Raw genomic sequence first — 22,586 nt, 5'->3', positions numbered from 1 at the left:
CATGATTGGGACCCAGGCGACGCGGACTTCATCAGGGCCAGCGGTCAAACGTACCGCGCCAACAGGCCGAACACATGACCGCAACCGCAATGATCAAAACTTCAAATTAACCCTTGCAAAAAAGGAGCCATCCACACATGGCCACCATGGATATCTTCGAGACCGATGCGTTTTCGGTCATCGAACTCACCCGCGCGCTGGAGAACATCCCCTTCAAGCCCGCCACCCTCTCGGGCTCCGGCCTGTTCTCCGATCGCGGGGTGCGAAGCCGCACCGTCGTCATTGAGTCCCGCGACGGCACCCTGTCGCTGATCCCGTTCTCGGAACGCGGCTCGGCATACGATCAACAGGTGCCGGAGCGCCGCGATGTGCGGGCATTCGTTTGTCGCCAGTTCAAGAAACAGGACGTGCTCTGGGCCTCTGAAATCCAGGGCATCCGCGCCTTTGGCACCGACAGCGAGACCCAGCAAATTCAGGCCGAAGTGGCCCGGCGTTTGCGCCGGTTGCGCACCGATGCCGAGGCGACTTTTGAGTATCACCTGCTGAACGGCATTCAGGGCAAGGTGCTCGACCCCAAGGACGGGGCCACCGTGATCGACTACTTCACCGAGTTCGCGATTACGCCGGCGGCGGAGGTCAACTTCGATCTTGCCGCCACCAATCCCGGCTCCGGCGTGCTGCGCAAGCGCTGTCAGGCGCTGATCGAAAGTGTCGAGGATAGCCTCGGCGGATTGTCCACCGGTGCCGTGCAATTGCGCGCCGAATGCGGCTCGGCCTTCTTCGCCGATCTGGTTGCCCACAAAGAAGTGCGCGAGACCTATCTCAACACCGCCGCCGCTGCCGACCTGCGTTCGCGCGTCTCCGACGAGGTCAGCTTTGGCGGCATCAACTTCCGTCGCTACCGGGGCAATGCCGCCTTCGGGGTGCCCGTCGACAAGGCGTTCTTCTATCCCGAGGGCGTCGAGGGCCTGTTCGAAATCTACTACGCCCCGGCGGATACCTTCGAGACCGTCAATACCTTGGGCTTGCCACTCTACGCCCGCTCCATCCCGGATCGGGATCGCGATGAATGGGTGCGCTTCGAGATTGAGTCCAACCCGCTGCCGATCTGCACCCGCCCGCAGGTGCTGCGCAGTGCACGGCGGACCTAAGGTGTTTCCAGTTAACGCGGAATCATTTGGCCCTTTGAGCGCCCATATAAACAAAGGCTGCCTCTGCGGGCCAAATGACACCCTGATGTATTGCAAACTGGAAACACTGCGATGAACGCCTTTGCCATTGGCATGGACGCGCTGTTCGCGGACGACAATATTGCCGTTGACGCCATCTATACGGCAGAGGGCGGTTCGCCTGTCCTCGTCCGTGTTGTGGCGCGCCGTGCCGATAGTATCACCGGATTTGGCGAAGCCAAACTCTGGTCCGAAACCCAGCGGTTCGATTTGCGGGTGAGCGAGGTGGCAAACCCGCGCCCCGGCGACCGGCTGGAAATCTATGGCGAGGCGTTTCTCATTCAGGGTGAGCCGGTGCGTGACGCGGAACGGCTGATCTGGACCATCGACGTGCATCCGGCATGAGATTGAAACTCGACATCGATCCGGATCTCGCCGCGATGATGCAGGCTGAGGTTCTGGCAGGTGAAAAGGCTGTCACGGCCGCCATGCGTCAGGCGGGCAGTGATCTCAAGGCCGACTGGCGGGGACAGATTGCGGGTGCAGGGCTCGGGCAGCGGCTGGCGCGCAGCATCCGCAACAAGACCTATCCGGAGCGCGGTGAGAGCCTTGATGCCGCCGCCTTCATCTGGTCCAAGGCCCCGAAAATCATCCATGCCCATGACAAGGGCGTGCTGATCCGCTCGAAAAACGGGTTCTATCTGGCCATCCCGACCGAGGCCGCTGGCAAAGGTCGTGGCGGTGCACGTTTGACGCCCGGCGAATGGGAACGCCGTCGCGGCATGCGGTTGCGGTTCATCTACCGTCGGAACGGACCGAGCTTGCTGGTGGCCGAAAAGGCACGGATCAACACGCGGGGAACAGCGGTGGCGTCGCGTTCCAAGACCGGGAGGGGACAGGTTAGTGCGCCAATCTTCATGCTGGTGCCGCAGGTCAAACTGCGCAAACGGATTGATCTGGCCCGTGATGCGGAAAGGGTGGCGGGAGCTGTGCCGGGGCTGATTGTTGAAAAATGGATTGATGGTGAAATCTCATGACCCCCCGAGAAACCATCCTGCAAGCTCTGTTTGCGGCGCTGCAAAGCGTGTCCGGTGCAACCGTGCTACGTGGCGCGATCCTACCCGAGCGCATCCCTGTTGGCGGCCTGCTAATCCTGCGCGACGGTGACCCCGGCACACCGGAGGTGACGCTGTCGCCGCTACAATATCATTTCGAACATCGCGCCGAGGTCGAGGTGATCGTTCAAGACAAGACACCGGCCGCTCGCGATGCTGCATTTGATACGCTACTGCAATCCCTCGGAGTCGCTATCGCGCTCGACCGAACCCTTGGCGGGCTATGTGACTGGGTCGAGGGCGAAGCGCCGCAACCGGTCGATCTACCGGTTGAGGGGGCCGAGGCACTGAAGGCGGCCGTCGTCCCTGCCATTTTGACCTACACCACGGCCGACCCATTGGGATGACCCCCATGGGCTGATCCCCGCGGGATGAGCTCCACCGGCTGACACCACAAAACAAAGGAAAACACTATGGCACGCGCACAAGGCGCGCGGTCGCTGATGGCGGCTGCGTTCGAGACAACATATGGCACCCCGCCGCTGAGCGGTTACATGCAGATGCCCTTCGCCAGCACTTCGCTGGGGGCGGAGCAACCCTTGCTGGGATCGGAACTGCTGGGCTATGGCCGCGATCCGCTGACCCCGATCAAGGATGCGGTGACGGCGGATGGCGACGTGGTGGTGCCGATCGATGCCGAAGCATTTGGCTTCTGGCTAAAGGCTGCGTTCGGCGATCCGGTCACCACCGGCACCGGGCCGTATACTCATACTTTTGTGTCTGGCAATTGGATCCTGCCGAGCCTGTCGATCGAGACCGCCATGCCAGAGGTCCCGCGTTATGCGATGTATTCCGGCTGTGTGCTCGACCAGCTTTCCTGGCAAATGCAGCGCTCGGGGCTTTTGACCGCAACCGCAAAGCTGATCGCGCAGGGCGAGGCGATTGCCACATCATCGGCCGCCGGAACACCGACCGGCTGGACCTTGCAAAGGTTCGGGCATTTCAACGGGTCGATTAAACGCAATGGCACGGCTCTCGGCAATATCGTTTCGGCCGATATTCAATATGCCAACAATCTCGACCGGATCGAGACCATCCGTTCGGACGGGCGCATAGACGGGGCTGATCCGTCCATAGCCGCGCTGACCGGCAAAATGGATGTGCGCTTTGCCGACACCACTCTGATGGATCAGGCGTTGAACGGCACGGCGGCCAGTCTGGAATTTGCCTATTCGATTTCCGCCAAAGTCAGCCTGAGCATCACCGCCCATGCCGTTTATCTGCCGCGCCCGCGCATCGAAATTCAGGGGCCGCAGGGGGTGCAGGCCAGCTTTGACTGGCAGGCGGCCTATGACGCCACCGCCGGGCAGATGTGCACCATCACCCTTGTCAACGACATCGCAACCTACTGAGGAACAACATGATCCATCTTGATCTTAAAAACGAACCCGCGTGGCTGGACCTTGGCCACGGGGTTCGCTTGCATCTGCACCCCCTGACCACCGCCATGATGGTGGCCTCGCGCAATGATCCGGCTGTTACCGCTCTGGACGAAAACGCAACGGACGAGGCCAGCGCACTGGTCTTTGCCAAGGCGCTGGCCCGCAACGCGGTGCTGGATTGGGAAGGTGTCGGGGGTGCCGATGGTGCCACCATTCCTGTCAGCCCCGAAGGGATCGATGCCCTGCTGGATGTCTGGCCGCTCTTCGAAGCTTTCCAGACCAAATACGTCGCCAAGGGTCTGGTGCTGGATGCGGAAAAAAACGCCTCTGCGCCCTTGCCGAATGGGTCTTCGGCGGGGGCGACGGGTATTGCCAAGCCTGTTCAAAAACTTGCCCGGACTGCCCGCAAATCCTGAACCGGCCGCAAACCTGTGAGGGCTGGCAGGTCTGGGATCTGGTTGCCCGTCTTGGTGGCCAGTTGCGCGTTGCCCCGAGCGGTGGCGTGATCGGCTGGGACATGGGCACGGCTTTGGCATTGGCCTTGGCTCTTGGTGTCTGTCCGATAGCTACCGCCGAAATCCTCCCCGCAATCGAGGCGGTGATGGTGCGCAAACTCAACGAACAGATGGACAAGTAAGATGGCCGAGAAAAGGGTTTCTGTCCGCCTCGCGGCCGTGGGCGGCAAACAGGTCAAAGCCGAGTTTGAAGGCATCGGCGAGGCTGGCAAGCGCGGGATTGGCAAAGTCTCGAAAGAGGCCGAGATTGCGAATGCGCGTCTCGCCCGCTTTGCCCGCCGCGCCAAGATCGCCGCCGGTATCATGGCGGCGGCTGCGGTGGCGGCCGGCATTGCCATGGTGCGCTCCAGCCTGCAGACCATCGACGAGCAGGCCAAACTGGCGGCATCCCTGCGCACCACGACGGCAAGCATGCAGGTGCTGGCGCGCGCGGCTGATCTGGCTGGGGTGTCGCAGGGCGAGGTTGAACAAGCCACGATCATGATGACCAAGAGCCTGAGCCAGGCGGCGCAGGGAACAGGCCCTGCTGTAAAAGCTCTGGATACCTTGAATCTGTCTGCCGCCGATCTCGCCAAGCTGCCGATCGATGAAAAGATGGCTGCCATTCAGGATGCGATTGCGAAGTTCATCCCGACAGCCCAGCAAGCGGCTGTGGCCTCACAGATTTTTGGTTCCCGCGCCGGTCTGATTTTCACCCGCATCGACAGCGCCACCCTGCACCAGGCCACGCAGGACGTAGAGGATTTCGGGGTGGCGGTGTCCGAGAGCGATGCGGCGCAAATCCAGCGCACCAATGATGCGTTGTCCCGCATGGGTTTGCTCTGGCGCGGCATTGCCAACCAGCTGGCAGTGGCGGCGGCTCCGGCGCTGGAATCGATCGCCAACGCCATGGCCGTGATCGGCAAGACTACCGGCCCGCTCGGGCGCGCCATCAAGGGTCTGTTTAACCATATCGGCGAGATCGCCACCATTGCCGCCACCTTCGCCGCCGTGCTGGGCGGTCGGCTGGTGATCGCGCTGGCCAGCGCCGCACTGGGGATCAAAGGCGTGTCGATTTCACTGGTGGCCCTGCGCGGTGCGCTGATCATCGGCGCGGGCGAATTGATCTACTGGTTCAGCCGCCTCGTCAAAGGCGCTGGCGGCTTTGGCGAGGCCATGCGCTTGCTGAAGAATGTCGCCATAGAGGTCTGGGAGCGCATCAAGCTCGGCGGAAAATCCCTCGGCGCGGCGCTCTCGTCGGTCTGGGCGCGGATCAAGGCCGGCTGGCTGACGATGCTGGCCAATATCCAGAAGACATGGACGGATTTCCTGCATGCGATGACGCGCGGGATCTCGAATATCCCGGGCATGGACAGCGCCATGCTGGCCATCGGCAATGCGGCAATCATGGCCGGATCAGCCTATTACGAAATGGCCGCCACCGCCGAGGACGCAAGGAATGCTGCTGACGGGCTGGTGACGTCCTCCCGCGAAATGGCCCAGGCCGCAACCGCGCCGCTAACTTCCATGCAGGCTCTGCGTGATGCGATGAAAGCCAGCACCGAGGACGGCGAAAGCGGCCTTGCGGGCACGACTACCGCTGCGGAAACTCTGTCCCGGGCGGTCACCGGTGCCGGTGGTGCGGCGCGCGCAGCGGCCGAGGTCGCCAAAACCGCATGGGAATTGGCGGCCGATTCGCTCAAGGATTACGCCAGCAAGGCCGCCAATGTCGGCAAGAGGATCGGCGATGCGCTGGTCGGGGCCTTCACCAGCGCGGAGAACGCCATTGGCGAGTTCGTCAAAACCGGCAAGCTGGATTTCAGCTCGCTGGTGACCTCGATGCTGGCCGATCTCGCCAAGCTGTCGGCGCGCAAGTTCATCCTCAGGCCGCTGGCCAATGCCCTGTCGGGGGCACTTGGAGGTCTTGGAAAGATATTTGCACCGGTGCTGCACGCGGGTGGTATGGTTGGCGGTGCCGCGCCGCAAAGGATGGTGCCGGCCATGGCTTTTGCAAATGCGCCCCGCATGCATTCCGGCGGGTGGGCAGGCCTCAAGCCTAACGAAGTTCCCGCCATCCTGCAAAAGGGCGAACGGGTATTGTCGCGGCGCGAGGCTTCCCAATACGGCACGGGCGGCTCCCAAAACATCACCATCAATATCCAGACCCGCGATGCGGAAAGCTTCCGGCAATCCCGCACGCAAGTCTCGGCCGATATTGCCCGCGCCGTCGCCATGGGCCGGAGGGGCATGTGAGGGCTTCCCGAAAAGTGGGAACCGGTTTTCGGACAAGAAGCATGAACAAGGAAAATCTTAATGGCGTTTCACGAAATCCGTTTCCCCGACAATATCAGCCGGGGCGCGCGTGGCGGCCCCGAGCGGCGCACGCAGATTGTCGAGCTGGCCTCCGGCGACGAGGAGCGTAATGCCAGCTGGGCTAACTCGCGTCGCCGCTATGATGCCGCCTACGGCATCCGCCGCGCCGACGATCTGGCCGCCGTGGTGGCGTTTTTCGAGGCGCGCAACGGACGGCTCTACGGGTTTCGCTGGAAGGATTGGGGTGATTACAAATCGTGCTTGCCGTCGGGAGTACCGGAGGCAACCGATCAGGCTATTGGCATTGGTGATGGCACCGCCACCGTGTTTCAGCTGGTGAAAGCCTATTCATCCGGCGCGCAAACATGGACCCGCGCGATCACGAAACCGGTGGCAGGTTCTGTCTCGGTGGCTCTGGATGGAGTTTCGCAGGCTGCAGGCTGGTCCGTGAACACGACCACCGGCCAGATCACCTTCACCACAGCTCCGGCCGGCGGCGTCATTGTCACCGCCGGTTTTGAATTCGATGTTCCGGTGCGTTTCGATACCGACCAACTCGACGTCACCCATGATCTGGAGCGGCTCGGCTCCATCACATCCATTCCCCTGATCGAGGTCCGGCGATGAAGCAATTTTCCCAGTCCCTGCAAACCCACTTTGAGTCCGGCACGACCACACTCGCCTGGTGCTGGCGTCTCACCCGCAATGACGGCGCGGTGTTCGGCTTCACCGATCATGACCGGCCGCTGAGTTTTGACAGCACGATTTTCGAGCCCGAGTCCGGTTTCACCGCCTCGGAAATCCGCGCCGGTTCCGACCTGTCTGTCGATGCGCAGGAGGCCGAGGGTGTGCTGACCTCCACCACCATCACCGAGACCGATATCCTCGATGGCCGCTGGGACAACGCCACCGTGGAAATCTGGCGCGTCAACTGGGCCGACACCACCAGCCGTGCTCTGCTGCGTCGGGGCGCGATCGGTCAGGTCCGGCGCGGACGGTTACATTTTGTCGCCGAGATGCGCTCGCTGGCGCATGTGCTGGGCCAGACTATCGGGCGGACGTTTCAGGCAAGTTGCGATGCCGCCTTGGGGGATGCACGCTGCGGCGTTGATCTGAACGATCCGGCCTTCAAGGCATCGGGCACGGTGGTTTCGCTGTCGGGCGATCGCGGCTTTGCGGTCTCCAGCCTCTCGGGTTTTGCCGAAGGCTGGTTTGCGCTTGGAACCCTGCAATGGCTGACCGGTGCCAATACCGGACGCAAGGCCGAGGTGCTGAGCCATGCCATCATGGGCGCGGACGTGATCATCAAATTGCTCGAGGCTCCTGTGCGGCCAACAGAGATTGGCAACACCTTCGACATCTTCGCCGGTTGCGACAAGCGGTTCGAAACCTGTCAAGCCAGGTTCGCTAACGCCGCCAATTTCCGGGGTTTTCCCCATATCCCGGGGCAAGACACCATCATCCGCTACGCGGCCAAGGGTGATGCCAATGCGGGGTCGGTATTGTGAACCACCCTCAGAGATTCAATTCCCCGTCGGCAAACAGGTTGGGAAATAATCGCTCGCGATATTCCAGCGGGAATGCAAGGCGTACCGGTGTTTTCGGCGATGCCGATTTAAGAAAACCGGCCTTCGTCAATGCGGACATCGTATTGCGCGCCGAGCGTTCGGAAACCTTCAGAACCAGGGCTGCATCTCCCCGCTCCAGCGAACCGTACCGCAATACGGCCGAAAGCAGATCCTCCGCCCGCTTGTCCGGCAGGACATCCCGCACCAGCCGACGATACCGCTCCTCCAATCCGCCCAAATCGAATAAACGGGCGGAAAAGGTGATCTGGTCCAGCATCACCTGTAAAAACCAGCGGCAAAAATGTCAATGAGCATTTAAAACTGACCCGGTTTCGGCATTTAAATTTGCCCCCCCCTTTGTGGCGCAAAGCCCCCAGTCGGGCCGCCTTCATGTAGCGAGTCCGTCTGGGGGCTTTGCTTGCGGAACGGCTAGTTTTTTCTACGGCGTTTACTCTGGGCGAATCGGTATGAGGTATTGCCGGTTTCGATGATGTTGCAGTGATGAGTGACGCGATCCAGAAGGGCGGTTGTCATCTTGGCATCCCCGAAGACCGAGACCCATTCACCGAACTCAAGGTTGGTTGTGATGATGATGCTGGTCTTCTCGTAGAGCTTGCTGATCAGATGGAAGAGCAACGCGCCACCGGATTTGGGAAACGGGATGTAGCCCAGCTCGTCGATGATGACGCAGTCCAAAGCCGAGAGCTGCCGGATGATCTTCCCTGCATTGCCGTCGGCCTGTTCCTTGATCAGGGCGTTGATCAGATCGACGGCGTTGAAGAAGCGCGCCTTCTTGCCGTTGTTGATCAGCGTCGTTCCCAGCGCGATGGCGATGTGGGTTTTGCCCGTGCCGGTTCCGCCCACCAGGATGAGGTTATGGGCCTCCTCTGTGAACTGGCCGGTGCAGAATGGTTCGATCTGGGCCTGGGTGAGGGCGGCGGCGCTGTAATCGAAGGTGGCGAAGTCCTTGTGATGGGGGAACTTCGCAACCCTCATTTGATACTGGATGGAGCGCACCCGGCGCTCTACAGTCTCGGCGTCGATCAGTTGCCTTATCGCTGTGGTCAGACTTGGCGGCTTGCGCGCGGACAGCAGATCATGGGCGCAAGCTGCCATTCCATGCAACCTGAGGGCTGTCAGTTGGTCGATCAAGGCATTCATACGGCAACCTCCTCAGCCGAGCACAGGGTCTCATAGCGTTTGCAATCGGCTTCGGGCCGCAAGGTCAGCTGCGGATAAGCGCAGGCATCGCTGAGCGGTGTGATGACCGGTTCCACCAACTGGTTGATCAGATTGATGATGGCGGGCAGCCGCAGGGTGTTTTGTGCCACCGCCAGATTGCAGGCCGTCTCGACCACCTCGATCCCGTGATCCTGTGCCAGCAGGAGCAGGTCGACGAACTCCCGATCCCCGCCTTTACCAGCCATGTAATGTTCCCTGATCCGATGCATGGCCTCGGGCAGTTCCCAGCCCACAAAGGGGGCGCCATTGCGCAGGGCACCAGGCTTGCGGTCCAGCAGGGGAACGTAATGCCAGGGCTCGAAATAGCTGATATTGCGGGTAAAATGACGCCTGTGCTCGGCAATCACATCCTGACCGGAGACCACCACGATCCGGCCGGCATAGGCGCGTAGCGACACATGATGCCCGGCAAAGCGGGAGGGCACGCTGTAGCGATTGCTGGCATATTGAACCAGGCAGGTGGAGCGGACACGGACGGTCTTTTCCACGTAGCCGTCGAAGGCCCGACCCAGGGGGCGCAGTTCGGCGCGCTCGTCTTCGAACACTTCGGTAATCGTGCGATCCTGCTGCTCGGGATGGGGACGCTCTGCCAGATCTTCGCAACGCAGACGCAGCCACGCGTTCAGCGCCTCGAGATCATCAAAGGCCGGTTCGGGAACGAACAACCGGCCCCGCAAGAACTGGACCTGGTTCTCGACCTGTCCCTTCTCCCAGCCCGCAGCGGGCGTGCAGGCCACCGGCTCCATCACATAGTGGTTCATCAAGGCCAGGAACCGGGGATGGAATATCCGCTCCTTCGAGCGCGAAACGTAGGTCACCATGGTCTTGGGGTTGTCGATGATCACCCTGCGCGGAACGCCTCCGTAAAAGGACAGCGCCTGCACGAAAGCATCCAGCACCATCTCCTGGGCTTCACCGGGATAGGCAATCACGAAAGGCTTGCGGCTGTGACACAGGCGGAAATGAGCGACCTTCACCTTCTGCTCGACACCACCCAGTACGACCCGTTCTTCGCTCCAGTCAAATTGCAGCGCGTCACCCGCCGCAAAATGCAGCGGGATAAACGCATCTCCCGAACAGGCCCCGGCGCGCTTCAACTCACGAACAAAACGCTGAACCGGCGAATAGGACCCGGTATAGCCCTCTGCCACAAGCTGCTCGTATAGCTTCTGGGCCGTCCGCCGCTCCCGGCGTGGTCGCCTCGAGTCCTGATCAAACAGTTCCTGCAGCCGAAGATCAAACCCATTGCACAGTTTGTGCCGAACTGGCGGCGCATGGCGCTGGTAGCTCGGCGGATTCTCGTCCTTCAAATACTTCTTGATCGTGTTCCGCGACAGTCCCGTCGCCCGCGCCACAGACCGGATGCTGCGCCCTTCAACCAGCACCCAGCGCCGGATCTTCGATACGCTTTCCATCAATATCACCTGCTCTTTCCTCCGCACAATTTTGCGCGGATGTTAACGAAACAGGTGGGTCAATTTTACTCGCTCATAACCCACCCAAGTGGGTCAGTTTTGCACGCCGATTCACAGGCAAAAAGAATGGAGTGCAGCCTCGGACAGGTTGCCACGACCGTCGCGATCCCCCTGTCGTGGCGTATCGGCATAATCCATCATCCGCTTGTATTCCCCCCGGTCTTCCAAACCACGCGCAAGGCCACGCGACACAGACCAAAGCCCCTGGCCACCAATACCGGCCCTCAGCGCCATGGCGTGAGACATCAACCGGCTGACCCGACCATTCCCGTCCGGAAAAGGATGAATATAGTTCAGGCGGTGATGCGCCGAAGCAATGGCAATTATCCGGTTGCTGGCGGATTTTTCCGCCATCCCGAAGCGCTTTTCAAAATACGCCATGAAGGCAGGAACCCTGTCGGACGAGGGTGGAAGATGGCGGCCAACCGCAACTTCGGTATCTGCCTCCTGACGCATCCGGCCAGGGATTATTTCCTCCCTTGTTCCGTCGGGATGCTCGACATAACGAAACTCCCCGGGCATTTCCTCGTAAAAGGCCCTGTGAACCCAGGATATAAATTCCGGAGATGTCGGCTGGGCGAGTGTCCCTGTTCGAAAGTCTTCATCGATTTTCCGCTGCACAATAACGTGGGCACGCGCCTCCAGCGCCAGGGGGCGGGTTTCCTCTTCCAGCTCGGCACCGGCAAGAGCGCGCTCGATGTCCCGGGGGCGGGTATTATGGCCCTCAATCAGGTTTGAGTAATAGCAATTCATGATCCGCACGAGCTCGGCCAGTTCCGCCGCGCTTTCCGGATGAAGATCGCGCCCCAGGCCATCCGCAGCTTGCTGGATCTCGACCACAAGATCGGCGAGATCGGCCGGAATCCTGTCCTCGAAAAGGCAGGGTTCAATTCTGGCCGGTGTTTCTATCATATACTTTGCCGATCTATCGCAGGGAAATTATCCCCTGAATATAGAGCATTAGAGCCCATAAAGGCAAGTGCTTGCCGATATCTCTTGCCGATCTTTGGTGGCACAAAAAATACGCACCAACGGCTAAGTAATGAAAGCAGACTGATAATGGAAGAAACATCGCAGACCGCCCCGGCCCGCATCGTTAAAGCCGCCCGCCGCTGGATTGGCACGCCGTATCACGATCAGGCCTCGGTGCGCGGTGTCGGGTGCGACTGCCTCGGGCTTTTACGCGGCGTCTGGCGGGATGTGATTGGTCCCGAACCGATGCCCGTGCCGCCTTATTCCCGCGACTGGGGCGAAACGGGACCGGTCGAGGTGTTGGCCGAGGCCGCACGGGCGGCAATGCAGGAGCTGGACGTTGTGGAGGCCCGCACCGGCGATGTTATCCTGTTTCGCATGCGTGCGGGCGCGATTGCCAAGCATGTCGGTATTCTGTCTGGCACCGCCCGCAGTGCGCGCTCGCACTTTATTCACGCCTATGAGCGCACAGGCGTAATCGAGGAACATCTGTCGCCTGCCTGGCAGCGCCGGATCGCCTTCGCTTTTCGTTTTCCTGTGAGGTAAACCATGGCTTCCATTCTTCTCGCCTCGGCTGGCGCGGCCATTGGCGGCAGCATCGGCGGGGCGATCCTTGGCGTGTCGGCCGCCACCATTGGCGGTGCGATCGGCTCCTTCGCGGGCTCGATGATCGACAGCTGGATTGTATCGTCACTTGCCCCCGGGCAGCGCATCGAAGGCCAGCGGCTGGACGACCTGACCCTCACCACCTCGACCGAGGGGGCGATTATCCCGCGCATCTATGGCCGCATGCGGATTGGCGGCAACATCATCTGGGCCACGGATTTCACCGAAACGGTCAACACGACCACGCAGGGTGGCGGCAAGGGTGGCGGGCCGAAGGTGACCACCACGGCCTACCTCTATTCCGCCTCCTTTGCCGTGGCGCTGTGCGAGGGGCCAATCTCGGGCATCGGGCGCATCTGGGCCGATGGCAAGCCGCTCGATCTCTCAAACGTGACATGGCGTCTGTATGCGGGCGACGAGACCCAGCAACCGGACCCGTTCGTTGAGACCAAAATGGGGGTCGGAAATGCCCCCGCCTATCGCGGCACCGCCTATGTGATGTTCGAGGAATTGCCGCTGGAGCAATTCGGCAATCGTATCCCGCAGCTGTCTTTCGAGGTTTTCCGCCCCGTCATCGAGCCCGATACCGCCGAGGGCATGATCCGCTCCGTCACCCTGATCCCCGGCACCGGCGAGTTCGTCTATGCCACCGAGCCGGTATCTCGCGGATCCGGCGGAAATACCGCCTCCGAGAATGTGCACACCACCAATGCCGTGCCGGATATCGTGGCCGCGCTTGATCAGTTGCAGGCGGCCGCCCCGAACATCGAAAGCATCAGCCTCGTGGTCAGCTGGTTTGGAACCGACCTGCGGGCCGGAAACTGCCAGATTGTGCCCGGTGTGGAAAACACCACGAAGGCGACCACTCCGAAAAGCTGGGCCGTGAACGGCGTCACACGCACGGCGGCCCATGTGATCAGCCTCGATGCAACCGGCCGCACGGCCTTTGGCGGCACGCCGGCCGATTTCGCCGTGGTGCAGGCGATCCAGGAACTCAAGGCACGCGGGCTGCGGGTCACTTTCTATCCCTTTCTGCTGATGGATATTCCGGTGGGTAATACGCTGCCCGATCCATATTCAGACAATGCGGCCACGGTTGGACAAAGCACCTATCCCTGGCGCGGCCGGATCACCTGTTCTCCGGCGGCAGGCTATGCCGGAACCGTTGACAAGACCGCAGCTGCCGCCACGCAGGTGTCTGCGTTTATGGGCAATGCGCAGGCCTCGGATTTCAGCGTCAGCGGCGAGACCGTCTCCTGGACCGGCGGCCCCGATTGGGGCTATCGGCGTATGATCCTGCATTATGCCCATCTTTGCGCGGCGGCTGGCGGGGTGGATACGTTTCTGATCGGATCGGAATTGCGCGGGCTGACCACAATCCGCGACGGGGCAACCACCTATCCGGTTGTAACCGCCCTGAAGCAACTGGTCGCTGATGTTGCCAATATTCCGGGAGCCAGCACCGCCATCAGCTATGCCGCCGACTGGTCGGAATATTTCGGGCACCAGCCGCAGGATGGCTCCGGCGATCTGTTCTATCATCTCGACCCATTGTGGTCTGATCCGAACGTCCACTTCATCGGCATCGACAATTACCTGCCGCTGTCCGACTGGCGCGACGGGTTTGATCATGCGGATGCGCAGGCGGGATGGGGTTCTATCCGTGACCTCGACTATCTGCGCAGCAATATCGAGGGCGGCGAAGGGTTTGACTGGTTCTATGCCTCCGATGCCGACCGCATCGCCCAGATCCGCACCCCCATCACCGACGGAGCCTACAACAAGCCGTGGGTTTTCCGCCCCAAGGATATGCGCGCGTGGTGGGGCAATGCGCATTATGACCGCCCGGGCGGGGTTGAAAGCGTAACGCCGACCGGTTGGATCTCGCAATCCAAACCCGTCCGCTTCACCGAGCTTGGCTGTCCGGCCATCGATCGCGGCACCAACCAGCCGAACGTGTTTTATGACCCGAAGTCGTCCGAGAGTGCACTGCCGCACTTTTCGCGGGGCTGGCAGGACGAAGCCATCCAGCGGCGCTATATCGAGGCGATGCTGGGATACTGGGGTGATCCGGCCAACAACCCGACCAGCAGCGTTTATGCCGCGCCGATGATCGATATGGGCGAGGCGGCTGTGTGGACATGGGACGCGCGGCCCTATCCGGATTTCCCCGCTCGCGACGATGTCTGGGCCGATGCGCCGAACTGGCGATTGGGGCATTGGCTGAACGGTCGGCTTGGTGCGGTCGGGCTCGGCGCGCTGGTGCGGGAGCTTTGCCGCCGCGCGGGGCTGGATGATGTCCTGATCGACGTCAGCGCGCTTTCCGACACGGTGCCGGGGTTTGTGATTTCCGCGCTGGAAAGCCCGCGCGCCTCGATCTCGACGTTGGCGCGGCATTTCGGATTTGATGCGGTGGAAAGCGGCGGGGTGATCCGGTTTATGACGCGTGGCCAGCGGGCCGTAGCTTTCATTGCACCTGATAACATGGTGGCTGCACAAGGCGACGTGATGGAATTGACCCGCGGGCAGGAAACCGAGCTGCCGCAAGCGCTCAAATGGCAACTGGTGCGCCCCGACGAGGAATACGACGCCGCCACGGTCGAGGCCCGCCGTGTCACGGTGGAAGCTGCCCGCGTGACCTCGGAGAGCTTCCCGCTGGCCGTATCGCTGGAAGAGGCCGACCGACGCTGTCGCCGCGCATTGATGGAAGCGTGGATAGGACGCGAGACCCTGACGGCCAAATTTCCACCCTCAAACCTGTCTCTCGATCCCGGTGATGTCGTCAGTCTCGCCAATGACGGTCGCCTGATCGATTATCGCATCACCCGCATCGGTGACGCCGGCGCGCGGGCCATCGAGGCGATCCGCACCGACGCCACGATTTACGACCTGCCACCCGGGCAATACCGACCCGCGAGTCTGCCCGGAGCCACCGTTTATGGTCCGGCGGAAATTGCCCTGATGGACCTGCCGCAAATTTCTGATGCCGTTCCGGCGCACCGGCCCTATGCAGCGGTGTTCGCCAAGCCGTGGTATGGCACGGCGGCCGTCTGGCGCAGTGCCGACACTTCGGGCTTTGCCTTGCTGGATACCATTGGTCAGGCGGCGCAGTTTGGCACGCTGGTTGCGGATCTTCCGGCCGGTCCTCTCGACCGGTTCGATCATGGCAATGAACTGCTGCTGGATGTTTCCTCCGGCACGCTGACCAGCGTCACCGATACCGAGTTGTTTGCCGGAGCCAATGCGCTGGCGGTGGAAAGCGCGACTGGCAATTGGGAGATCATCCAATTCGGAAATGCGGAGCTGGTTTCTTCGGGCCGTTATCGCCTGATGCACCTGCTACGCGGCCAGCGTGGCACCTTTGATGCCATGGGCAATCCCACACCCACCGGCGCGCGGATGGTGGTGCTGGGGTCCGGCCTCCAACCGCTCTCCATTGCCGAGGCCGATCTGGGTCTGCCATGGAACTGGCGCATCGGTCCGGCCAGCGCGGCCCCGTCTGATGCCATCATGCAAGCGCAGAGTTTCACCTCGAACGGGCGCGGGCTGATGCCTTTCGCTCCGGAACAGGTGCGGATGCGGCGGGAAGCAAACGGTGATCTGACCCTGCGCTGGCTGCGGTGCGACCGCTCACTCTCGGCCGATAGCTGGGTGCTGACCGATGTGCCGATGTCGGAAGCCAGCGAAGCCTATGATCTGGAATTTTTGGACGGGGCAACTGTCAAGCGATCCTTGACCGTTGCCAGCCCCACGTTCACCTACACCGCCGCAATGCAGACCGCTGATTTCGGCGGGCCTGTCACCAGCCTGTCCGTCCGCCTTTACCAGATCGGCGCGCTCGGTCGGGGTGTTCCGCATTTTGAAACCCTCGCCATCAAGGAAAGCCTATGACCAACACCCCGAACCTGTCATTGCCCTATCTCGCCGCCGCCCAGGCGCAGAAGCACGTTACGGTCAACGAGGCGCTGAGCCTGATCGATGCGCTGGCCCAGATGGCAGTTGTTGCCGTTGGTGCAACATCTCCGCCCGCCACACCGGCCGAGGGGGATCGCCACATTATCGGCAGCAGCGCAACCGGTGCATGGTCCGGCTGGGACAACAGCATCGCTCTGTTTTCCGGTGGTGCATGGTTGCGCCTGATCCCGCAGGTGGGCTGGATGGCGTGGGATGTTTCGGCCAGCGAGTTGCTGGTCTGGAACGGCAGCGCGTGGGTTTCCTTTGTGCCGAACCTGCAAAACCTCGCGGGTGTCGGCATCGGCACCTCATCGGACGCCACCAACAGGCTGGCGGTTTCCGCCACCGCAACCCTGCTCAATCACGCCGGCAACGGCCACCAGCTCAAGATCAACAAGGCCGCATCCGCTGACACCGCCAGCCTTTTGTTTCAGACCAACTGGTCTGGGCGCGCCGAGATGGGCACGGCGGGCAGTGACGATTTCGCGATCAAGGTCAGTGCCGACGGCAGTACGTTTTTTGAGGCGATGAAGGCAGACGTACCGGCGCGGCCAGCTTTCCGAACGGCATGGATCCCGAGCGCCGCAGCATTGGCGGCCTGACCAAGGGCGGCGGCACCGACTGGTGGGGGCCGGTCGATCCGTTCACGTTGAGTTACAGCACCGGCTCGCAGCAGGCCCTGTCGCAAAACCGGATGTATTTCATGGCATTTTTTATCGATCGCCCGATCCAGCTGCTTGGCGCGTTTGTCGCCCAGCATACCGCCTCGACCACCGCAGGGGCATTGCTGCGCTGTGGCATCTACCGGCTTGGCGCGCCCAATGGTGACAATTGGGATATCGGTGCGCGGGTGGCGGATTTCGGGACGCTGCCGGCGGACGTGGCGGGGCACAAAATCTTCGATCTGGCCACGCCGCAGACCCTGAGCAAAGGCTGGTATGTCACTACCATGGGGGTAAGCGGAGCCGGTGCCTACGCCCGATATGGTCGCTGGATGACGCCGGGCCTGACCCGGTATTATCCCCACAGCAGCGGCACCAGCGCCTATCCCCGCGTCGTCGCCCCGCAGGTCTATCTCTATGAAAACAGCAGCAATGCCGAGATCACCGGCGGGCTGCCTGCCAGCTGGACGACCAACCCCGTCAGTACCATGACCTCGACCAACAACTGGGTCTACCAGATGGTCTTCCCGAAATGGCGCGAAGTCTGACCCCCCGAACAACATGGGAGAGAACATGACCCCGCCCAAACTTGAAGCGGGCATCAAACGCATGCCCGAGGATGAATTCGAGGGTGAGCCGGATCAGGAAAAGGTCCGGGGGACCTTTTCCCCGGCGAACGCTGGCCCGCGCCGCCGAACAGGGTGCACGCCGTGCCCTGGCGGATGTGGGCCTCGACGGTCCCGAAGCCGCCATCGACATCCACGACCTGCGCACGCTGCTCGATAGCCTGCGCATGGCGCGGCGCACCGCCTGGCAGACCATCGTGCGCCTGATCACCACTCGCAGTGGTCGCACCACCGGCCTGCTGCTGGCCCTGATCGCGGGCATTGCCGTGAAGCTGAAACTGTTCGGCTGAAGCTACCCCAACCATTCTGACCACACACCCGCCAATCGGCGGGTTTTTCATTTCCGGAGGAAACCATGACCAAAGCGAGTGATGCTATCACCCATTATTACGCCGACTGGCGCGACGTGCCGGAAAAACTCTGGCGCTGGCCCGAATTCAGCCCGGAGGAGATCGCCTGTCGCGGCGATGGCACCATCCGTATCAACGAGCCCGCCCTCGACAAGCTGCAGGCCTTGCGCGACAACCTCGGCGTGCCGCTGATCGTTCACTCCGCCTATCGCAGCCCCGCCTATAACCGGCAGGTTGGCGGGGCGAAACACTCCATGCACCTGCAGGGCGCAGCCTTCGATATCTCCATGGCCAACCATGATCCGGAGAGTTTTGAAGCAGCCGCCCGGGCGGTTGGCTTCACCGGCTTCGGCTTCTATCCCCGCCAACACTTCATGCACATCGACATCGGCCGCGCCCGCCAGTGGGGTGATCCGTTCCCGCCGCGCACTACCCAGTTCGCCCCTGAACCGCCACGCCTGCGCGAAACCCTGACCGAAAGCCGCACCATGAAAGGCGGCGGCGCCGCCGGTGTGGCCACCATCGGGGCGGCCGGTGTCGAGGTGGTGCAACAGGCCGTCACCGACACCCAGTCCGCCCTGCAACCGCTGATCCCCTATCTCGACACAATCCGCTGGCTGTTCATCACCGTGGCCCTGATCGGCATCGGAACCACCATTTACGCCCGCTGGGACGACTGGCGCAAAGGGCGGCGCTGATGGGGGCGCTGATCACATGGTTCACCGGCAGCCGGTTTGCCTTAACCGTCGGGAAATGGGCCGCCATCGCCCTCACAATAACCCTGTTCCTCCTCTCCCTGCGCCGCGCTGCCGAGCGTGCCGGACGGCTGGCGGAACGGCTTGAAAACGCGGAGAAAGCCAATGAAATCCAGCGTCAAATGCTCGAGGCCGCGGCTCGCCGCCCTCATGATCACAACGAGCTTGCTCAGCGCTTGCGCGACGGTAGGTTCTGAGCGGGCCACAGGTGTGTGCCCACCGGTGTTGGAATATGATGACGGGTTTCAGGCGAGGGCGGCGGCAGAAGTGCAGGCGCTGCCGGAAGGGTCGGCGATTATGGAGATGCTAAGCGACTATGCCGTGATGCGGGAGCAGGCCCGAGGATGTAGATTATAGTAGCATCTCATAAAACAAGCAGCGAAATTATCTATCCCATCATTTTTGCGAACAAAAATACCGGCAGCCTCTTGTTTTTTTCAAATGCCTCGCTTAAATGGATCGAAGGAGCGCATCACCCGCGGTTGTCGACACAAGGTCTGTACTGACAAACAAAAGATGCAAACTGCAACAAAATGCAGAACCAGATACTGGTTATAATGTTTCCATTCCTGATCGTCGCATGCAGACTGCGCGTGAACTGGAGATGAAAACATGACCGTTTCTTACTTGCCATTTAAAAAGCTGCATTTTGCAGAAATCACCGACCTTGATCCCGACAGTCTTAAGCAATCCGCAGATTTTGCGCGTGACGAAGGCCGTGATGTTGAAAAAATCGGACAGGTGACGGCACTGAATTTCATTGCCAAATCGCTTGGCATAAAAGGAGGCTGGGCCAGCTATAAGAAAGAATACAGTGAATCCATAGAGCCGTTTATGGATAAGCACCGCTTGTTAAAGCGCCAGGATATTCTGAAGCATGAGTGGGACGATAGGTTCTATCACTTTTATCCGGAACAGATTTCAGGGCGTCTCTTTCATTCCGGACGCCCCTTTCCGGAGAAAATCTTTGTAGGCGACGGCAGAGGTGGTCGCGGAAATTCGGACCAGTTGTTAAGGTGGATCGACTTATGAGAAAGACGATTCAAAATGACGAAACGAAAGAACCATTCTCCCGAATTCAAAGCCCGCGTTGCGCTTGAAGCAATCCGCGAGGAAATGACGATGGCGGAGCTGTCGAAGAAGTATGGTGTGCATCCAACCCAGATTGGCACATGGAAACGAGCAGCGATTGAAAACATGGCCACGGCATTTTCCAGACGGGGCCGTGATCCTGATCGGGTTGATGAAGCCCAGATTGAGAAGCTGCACTCCAAGATTGGTCAGCTGGTCGTGGAACGGGATTTTTTAGCCAACGCCTCGCAACAGTTGCTCGGGAAGCGAGGCAAAAAATGGTGAGCCGTGAGCATGATCTGAGTGTGCGACGACAATGCGGGCTACTTTCTCTGGCGCGCTCGAACCTGTATTACCAGCCAAAAGGCGAAAGTGCTGAAAATTTGCGGTTCATGACAATAATCGACAAGCAATTCTTGCAGACGCCGTGGTATGGATCACGGCAAATGGCCCGGCACATGCAGCGCCAAGGTTACAAGTGTGGTCGCCACAGGGTCCGCCGTTTGATGCGGCTGATGCGGTTGGTTCCGATCTACCAGACGCCCAACACGAGCAAGAAACATCCGCAGCATAAGATCTACCCGTATCTGCTGCGAGACCTGACGATTGATCGTCCAAACCATGTGTGGTGCGTAGATATCACCTACATTCCGATGCAGCGCGGGTTCCTCTATTTGGTCGCGATCATGGACTGGCACAGCCGCAAGGTTTTGAGCTGGAGATTGTCAAACAGCATGGAGGCAGATTTTTGCGTTGAAGCCCTGAAAGAGGCTATGGCCAAATACGGCAAGCCCGATATCATGAACAGCGACCAGGGCAGCCAGTTCACCGGGTTTGAATGGACGCAGGCGCTGAAAGAAGCCGACGTGAAAATCTCGATGGATGGCAAAGGTCGCTGGGTCGATAACCGGATGATCGAGCGGCTTTGGCGATCCTTGAAATACGAATGCATTTACCTCAACGCATTTGAAACGGGTTCGCAGACCCGCGCCGGGATCGGGAAATGGTTGGCTTACTACAACACCGAGCGCCCGCATTCCACCCACGGAATATTGGCCCCGGATGAAGCCTATGACAGAAAAACAAAACCAATGAGTTTGGCAGCCTAAATGAAACCCTGATCCATCTTAAACTGGCTGCTGACTGGTCAAAAAAGTGGGACCACCTCTGTTCCTGCGGAACATATGCGATGTTCGTGCGGACATTGTTGGGATCATATTCGGAAATATTGCATCCGCCGATAGTGATGTGCCCTTTGTCGGGGGCTTCAATTCCCGAAGCCAGCCGCCCAAACGTGGATTTCCCGACGCCTGACGGGCCCACAATAAGCGTCAGTGTATTGGGTTTGGCGACAAAGTTGAATTGCTTCAGGACGAGTTTGCCCGGAGAGTATGAAAAATCCACCCCGTGAAACTGCAATTGCGCCATGATGTCATTCGGCAGATTTGGGCGTTTGTCGAACGGTTCCATCGGCGTGTTTACAATGTCACCAAGGCGTTGCCGAGAAACACGGATGTTCTGCCAACTTTCCCATAAGCGTGAAAAATTCTGTATCGGACCTGTAATCTTTTCGGCAACAAGATGAAAAGCGATCAATTCACCGAGCGTTATCTGACCTGCAAAAACCATTTGTGCCCCAAAATATATGATGCTGATCGTGATGGTTCTGTCGACAATCAGTAGTAGCTTGTCATTCCAAATCCTTAATAATCCAACGCGGTATCCAGTTTTGAGACTTTCATTCAGCGTCAGATCCAAACGCTCCAGCATTTTTTGTTCGGCACTCAGAGCTTTGACTGCTGCAATTCCTGAAATATTTTCAACCATCTGCGTCTGGTGGGCTGCGCCTGCATCAAACTGTAAGCGAAGGCGGCGGCGCAAGAATGGACCAAATCCCATGTAAATCAGCAGCTGAATAGGCAAAGCGATAAGAACAATCATCGCCAGCGGTACCGACAGAGCCATCAGCACCCCCAGATATATCACTACAAAGATGAGATCGAGGAAAATACCGGTGGTTGAACCGACAAGAAAAGACCGAATGGCATCAGTCTCGCTGACTCTGGCAATGGTTTCACCAACCGTCCATTTGCGAAAATGGCTAAATGGAAGTCGGAACAAGTGCCCAAATATGCGGCGGCCCAATTCCCGGGCTAACCGGTTTCTGGTCCTGCGCGGGCAAGTGGAAACCAGCAAAATGGCGCAGGTGGAAGAGGCTGTTCTGAAGGCTTACACCACTTTTCGTGAAACCGGTCCGGAGGGGCCAGTGTCCAACCTCAAGGCCCCATTTGCGGCTAATATTCAGAAAACGGCAGGGCAACCGGCAAGTGTGTCTTTTTCGGGAGTAATGCCCGAAAGTTGGTGATGGGGTGATTGGGTGGCATATCATGGCGGTGTTGACGCGCCGCGATTCTCAGAGAGAAAAGGATATGCCACATGGAAGACGATACTATTTTGGAGTTTACCGATCCAGCCGGAATTTCACCTGATCCGCTGACGGATATCTTGCGCAAAGGCGCGCGGGATCTGTTGGCACAGGCGGTCGAGGCCGAGGTTTGTGATCTGATGGCGCAACACGCGCATTTGAGGGATTCGGCCGGTCGCCAGCGCCTTGTTCGCCACGGATACCTGCCGGAGCGCGAGGTGATGACGGGGATCGGCCCTGTCCCGGTGAATGTGCCTCGGGTGCGTGATCGTGGCACGGGGGCGGAGAAGATCAGGTTCACCTCGACGCTTCTGCCGCCGTATCTGCGCCGGGCAAAGTCGGTCGAGGAGTTGTTGCCCTGGCTCTATCTCAAAGGTATTTCCACGGGTGATTTCGGCGAAGCACTG

The 22,586-nt window shown here is 60.2% G+C and carries 22 protein-coding genes and 3 pseudogenes; 20 read left to right on the top strand and 5 right to left on the bottom strand.

From position 1 onward, the window contains the following. Window positions 1-137 precede the first annotated feature (137 nt). The 10 genes from ACQY4M_RS07355 (at window position 138) to ACQY4M_RS07310 (ending at window position 7,981) form a co-directional block, all read left to right on the top strand. The gene (locus tag ACQY4M_RS07355) at window positions 138-1,151 is read left to right on the top strand and encodes a major capsid protein (protein ID WP_428540057.1); all 1,014 of its coding nucleotides are present in this window, start codon (window positions 138-140) and stop codon (window positions 1,149-1,151) included. Between the two features lie 111 nt (window positions 1,152-1,262). After that, entirely contained in the window at window positions 1,263-1,574 is a 312-nt protein-coding gene (locus ACQY4M_RS07350) for a head-tail joining protein (RefSeq protein WP_428540054.1), read from the top strand. Then, window positions 1,571-2,206 (top strand): DUF6441 family protein, encoded by a 636-nt coding sequence (locus ACQY4M_RS07345; RefSeq protein WP_428542674.1) that lies wholly within the window; start codon window positions 1,571-1,573, stop codon window positions 2,204-2,206. The genes ACQY4M_RS07350 and ACQY4M_RS07345 overlap by 4 nt, the downstream gene beginning before the upstream one ends. Next, window positions 2,203-2,631 carry an acyl-CoA transferase gene (locus ACQY4M_RS07340; protein WP_428542671.1) on the top strand — a complete coding sequence of 143 codons (429 nt, stop codon included), beginning with the start codon at window positions 2,203-2,205 and terminating at the stop codon, window positions 2,629-2,631. The genes ACQY4M_RS07345 and ACQY4M_RS07340 overlap by 4 nt, the downstream gene beginning before the upstream one ends. A gap of 66 nt (window positions 2,632-2,697) precedes the next feature. Then, window positions 2,698-3,636, top strand: coding sequence for a phage tail tube protein (locus tag ACQY4M_RS07335; protein WP_428542668.1), 939 nt, complete (start codon window positions 2,698-2,700; stop codon window positions 3,634-3,636). An 8-nt stretch (window positions 3,637-3,644) separates the two neighbouring features. Further along, complete coding sequence (locus ACQY4M_RS07330; RefSeq protein ID WP_428542665.1) at window positions 3,645-4,082, top strand: hypothetical protein; 438 nt, start codon at window positions 3,645-3,647, stop codon at window positions 4,080-4,082. A 62-nt stretch (window positions 4,083-4,144) separates the two neighbouring features. Beyond that, window positions 4,145-4,303, top strand: coding sequence for a DUF7697 family protein (locus ACQY4M_RS07325; protein WP_428542662.1), 159 nt, complete (start codon window positions 4,145-4,147; stop codon window positions 4,301-4,303). 1 nt (window position 4,304) lies between these two features. Beyond that, window positions 4,305-6,413 (top strand): phage tail tape measure C-terminal domain-containing protein, encoded by a 2,109-nt coding sequence (locus ACQY4M_RS07320; RefSeq protein ID WP_428542659.1) that lies wholly within the window; start codon window positions 4,305-4,307, stop codon window positions 6,411-6,413. 60 nt (window positions 6,414-6,473) lie between these two features. Then, a complete protein-coding gene (locus ACQY4M_RS07315; protein ID WP_428542656.1) occupies window positions 6,474-7,100 on the top strand; it encodes a phage distal tail protein, Rcc01695 family in 627 nt (208 codons plus the stop codon). Next, window positions 7,097-7,981, top strand: coding sequence for a DUF2163 domain-containing protein (locus ACQY4M_RS07310; RefSeq protein ID WP_428542653.1), 885 nt, complete (start codon window positions 7,097-7,099; stop codon window positions 7,979-7,981). The genes ACQY4M_RS07315 and ACQY4M_RS07310 overlap by 4 nt, the downstream gene beginning before the upstream one ends. A 7-nt stretch (window positions 7,982-7,988) precedes the next feature. On the opposite strand, the pseudogene ACQY4M_RS07305 reads toward ACQY4M_RS07310, so the two are convergent. The 4 genes and pseudogenes from ACQY4M_RS07305 to ACQY4M_RS07290 all read right to left on the bottom strand — a co-directional run. Continuing rightward, window positions 7,989-8,342, bottom strand: a pseudogene (locus ACQY4M_RS07305) (Fic family protein); the annotation flags it as partial. A gap of 128 nt (window positions 8,343-8,470) precedes the next feature. Then, window positions 8,471-9,202: an IS21-like element helper ATPase IstB gene (istB, locus tag ACQY4M_RS07300; protein WP_428539322.1), complete on the bottom strand. Its 732-nt coding sequence runs from the start codon at window positions 9,200-9,202 to the stop codon at window positions 8,471-8,473. Then, a complete protein-coding gene (gene istA, locus ACQY4M_RS07295) occupies window positions 9,199-10,698 on the bottom strand; it encodes an IS21 family transposase (protein WP_428539289.1) in 1,500 nt (499 codons plus the stop codon). The genes istB and istA overlap by 4 nt, the downstream gene beginning before the upstream one ends. 120 nt (window positions 10,699-10,818) lie before the next feature. Beyond that, a pseudogene (locus ACQY4M_RS07290) lies at window positions 10,819-11,670 on the bottom strand (Fic family protein); the annotation flags it as partial. Window positions 11,671-11,817: 147 nt separating this feature from the next. Here ACQY4M_RS07290 and ACQY4M_RS07285 point away from each other — a divergent pair. The 9 genes from ACQY4M_RS07285 to ACQY4M_RS07245 all read left to right on the top strand — a co-directional run bounded on the left by ACQY4M_RS07285 (window position 11,818) and on the right by ACQY4M_RS07245 (window position 20,863). Then, window positions 11,818-12,276 (top strand): NlpC/P60 family protein, encoded by a 459-nt coding sequence (locus ACQY4M_RS07285; RefSeq protein ID WP_428542650.1) that lies wholly within the window; start codon window positions 11,818-11,820, stop codon window positions 12,274-12,276. A 3-nt stretch (window positions 12,277-12,279) separates the two neighbouring features. After that, entirely contained in the window at window positions 12,280-16,227 is a 3,948-nt protein-coding gene (locus ACQY4M_RS07280) for a baseplate multidomain protein megatron (protein WP_428542647.1), read from the top strand. Then, complete coding sequence (locus tag ACQY4M_RS07275; RefSeq protein ID WP_428542644.1) at window positions 16,224-16,892, top strand: DUF2793 domain-containing protein; 669 nt, start codon at window positions 16,224-16,226, stop codon at window positions 16,890-16,892. The genes ACQY4M_RS07280 and ACQY4M_RS07275 overlap by 4 nt, the downstream gene beginning before the upstream one ends. Beyond that, window positions 16,859-17,500 (top strand): hypothetical protein, encoded by a 642-nt coding sequence (locus ACQY4M_RS07270; RefSeq protein WP_428542641.1) that lies wholly within the window; start codon window positions 16,859-16,861, stop codon window positions 17,498-17,500. Before ACQY4M_RS07275 ends, ACQY4M_RS07270 begins: the two co-directional genes overlap by 34 nt. 83 nt (window positions 17,501-17,583) lie before the next feature. Then, window positions 17,584-17,868: a DUF6127 family protein gene (locus ACQY4M_RS07265; RefSeq protein ID WP_428542638.1), complete on the top strand. Its 285-nt coding sequence runs from the start codon at window positions 17,584-17,586 to the stop codon at window positions 17,866-17,868. A 65-nt stretch (window positions 17,869-17,933) separates the two neighbouring features. Next, window positions 17,934-18,626, top strand: coding sequence for a YcbK family protein (locus tag ACQY4M_RS07260; protein ID WP_428542635.1), 693 nt, complete (start codon window positions 17,934-17,936; stop codon window positions 18,624-18,626). Beyond that, entirely contained in the window at window positions 18,626-18,880 is a 255-nt protein-coding gene (locus tag ACQY4M_RS07255) for a hypothetical protein (protein ID WP_428542632.1), read from the top strand. Before ACQY4M_RS07260 ends, ACQY4M_RS07255 begins: the two co-directional genes overlap by 1 nt. 415 nt (window positions 18,881-19,295) lie before the next feature. Then, window positions 19,296-19,715, top strand: coding sequence for a hypothetical protein (locus tag ACQY4M_RS07250; protein ID WP_428542629.1), 420 nt, complete (start codon window positions 19,296-19,298; stop codon window positions 19,713-19,715). Window positions 19,716-19,730: 15 nt separating this feature from the next. Then, window positions 19,731-20,863, top strand: a protein-coding gene (locus tag ACQY4M_RS07245; protein ID WP_428542626.1) for an IS3 family transposase whose coding sequence is annotated in 2 segments (ribosomal slippage) — window positions 19,731-19,983 and window positions 19,983-20,863 — 1,134 coding nt in all. Because the reading frame shifts where the segments join, the coding sequence is not laid out codon by codon here. A gap of 61 nt (window positions 20,864-20,924) precedes the next feature. Here the strand turns inward: ACQY4M_RS07245 and ACQY4M_RS07240 are convergent. Further along, a pseudogene (locus ACQY4M_RS07240) lies at window positions 20,925-21,953 on the bottom strand (ABC transporter transmembrane domain-containing protein); the annotation flags it as partial. 237 nt (window positions 21,954-22,190) lie between these two features. Between ACQY4M_RS07240 and ACQY4M_RS07235 the strand changes: the two are divergent. After that, window positions 22,191-22,586: transposase (locus ACQY4M_RS07235; RefSeq protein ID WP_428542623.1), on the top strand; the 396-nt coding region annotated here is incomplete at its 3' end.

Origin of the sequence: Profundibacter sp., assembly GCF_965277155.1 — a bacterium.
Lineage (GTDB): Bacteria > Pseudomonadota > Alphaproteobacteria > Rhodobacterales > Rhodobacteraceae > Profundibacter.
This window is presented reverse-complemented; position numbering and strand designations above follow the sequence as displayed.

Excerpts from the sequence above, each read along its gene's own strand:
- ACQY4M_RS07335 (WP_428542668.1), top strand. The coding sequence starts at position 2,698 with ATGGCACGCGCACAAGGCGCGCGGTCGCTGATGGCGGCTGCGTTCGAG.
- ACQY4M_RS07285 (WP_428542650.1), top strand. The coding sequence starts at position 11,818 with ATGGAAGAAACATCGCAGACCGCCCCGGCCCGCATCGTTAAAGCCGCC.
- ACQY4M_RS07350 (WP_428540054.1), top strand. The coding sequence starts at position 1,263 with ATGAACGCCTTTGCCATTGGCATGGACGCGCTGTTCGCGGACGACAAT.
- ACQY4M_RS07260 (WP_428542635.1), top strand. The coding sequence starts at position 17,934 with ATGACCAAAGCGAGTGATGCTATCACCCATTATTACGCCGACTGGCGC.
- ACQY4M_RS07310 (WP_428542653.1), top strand. The coding sequence starts at position 7,097 with ATGAAGCAATTTTCCCAGTCCCTGCAAACCCACTTTGAGTCCGGCACG.
- ACQY4M_RS07355 (WP_428540057.1), top strand. The coding sequence starts at position 138 with ATGGCCACCATGGATATCTTCGAGACCGATGCGTTTTCGGTCATCGAA.
- ACQY4M_RS07330 (WP_428542665.1), top strand. The coding sequence starts at position 3,645 with ATGATCCATCTTGATCTTAAAAACGAACCCGCGTGGCTGGACCTTGGC.
- ACQY4M_RS07270 (WP_428542641.1), top strand. The coding sequence starts at position 16,859 with ATGGATCCCGAGCGCCGCAGCATTGGCGGCCTGACCAAGGGCGGCGGC.
- ACQY4M_RS07280 (WP_428542647.1), top strand. The coding sequence starts at position 12,280 with ATGGCTTCCATTCTTCTCGCCTCGGCTGGCGCGGCCATTGGCGGCAGC.
- ACQY4M_RS07345 (WP_428542674.1), top strand. The coding sequence starts at position 1,571 with ATGAGATTGAAACTCGACATCGATCCGGATCTCGCCGCGATGATGCAG.
- ACQY4M_RS07275 (WP_428542644.1), top strand. The coding sequence starts at position 16,224 with ATGACCAACACCCCGAACCTGTCATTGCCCTATCTCGCCGCCGCCCAG.
- ACQY4M_RS07250 (WP_428542629.1), top strand. The coding sequence starts at position 19,296 with ATGACCGTTTCTTACTTGCCATTTAAAAAGCTGCATTTTGCAGAAATC.
- istA (WP_428539289.1), bottom strand. The coding sequence starts at position 10,698 with ATGGAAAGCGTATCGAAGATCCGGCGCTGGGTGCTGGTTGAAGGGCGC.
- istB (WP_428539322.1), bottom strand. The coding sequence starts at position 9,202 with ATGAATGCCTTGATCGACCAACTGACAGCCCTCAGGTTGCATGGAATG.
- ACQY4M_RS07340 (WP_428542671.1), top strand. The coding sequence starts at position 2,203 with ATGACCCCCCGAGAAACCATCCTGCAAGCTCTGTTTGCGGCGCTGCAA.
- ACQY4M_RS07315 (WP_428542656.1), top strand. The coding sequence starts at position 6,474 with ATGGCGTTTCACGAAATCCGTTTCCCCGACAATATCAGCCGGGGCGCG.
- ACQY4M_RS07320 (WP_428542659.1), top strand. The coding sequence starts at position 4,305 with ATGGCCGAGAAAAGGGTTTCTGTCCGCCTCGCGGCCGTGGGCGGCAAA.
- ACQY4M_RS07255 (WP_428542632.1), top strand. The coding sequence starts at position 18,626 with ATGGGGGCGCTGATCACATGGTTCACCGGCAGCCGGTTTGCCTTAACC.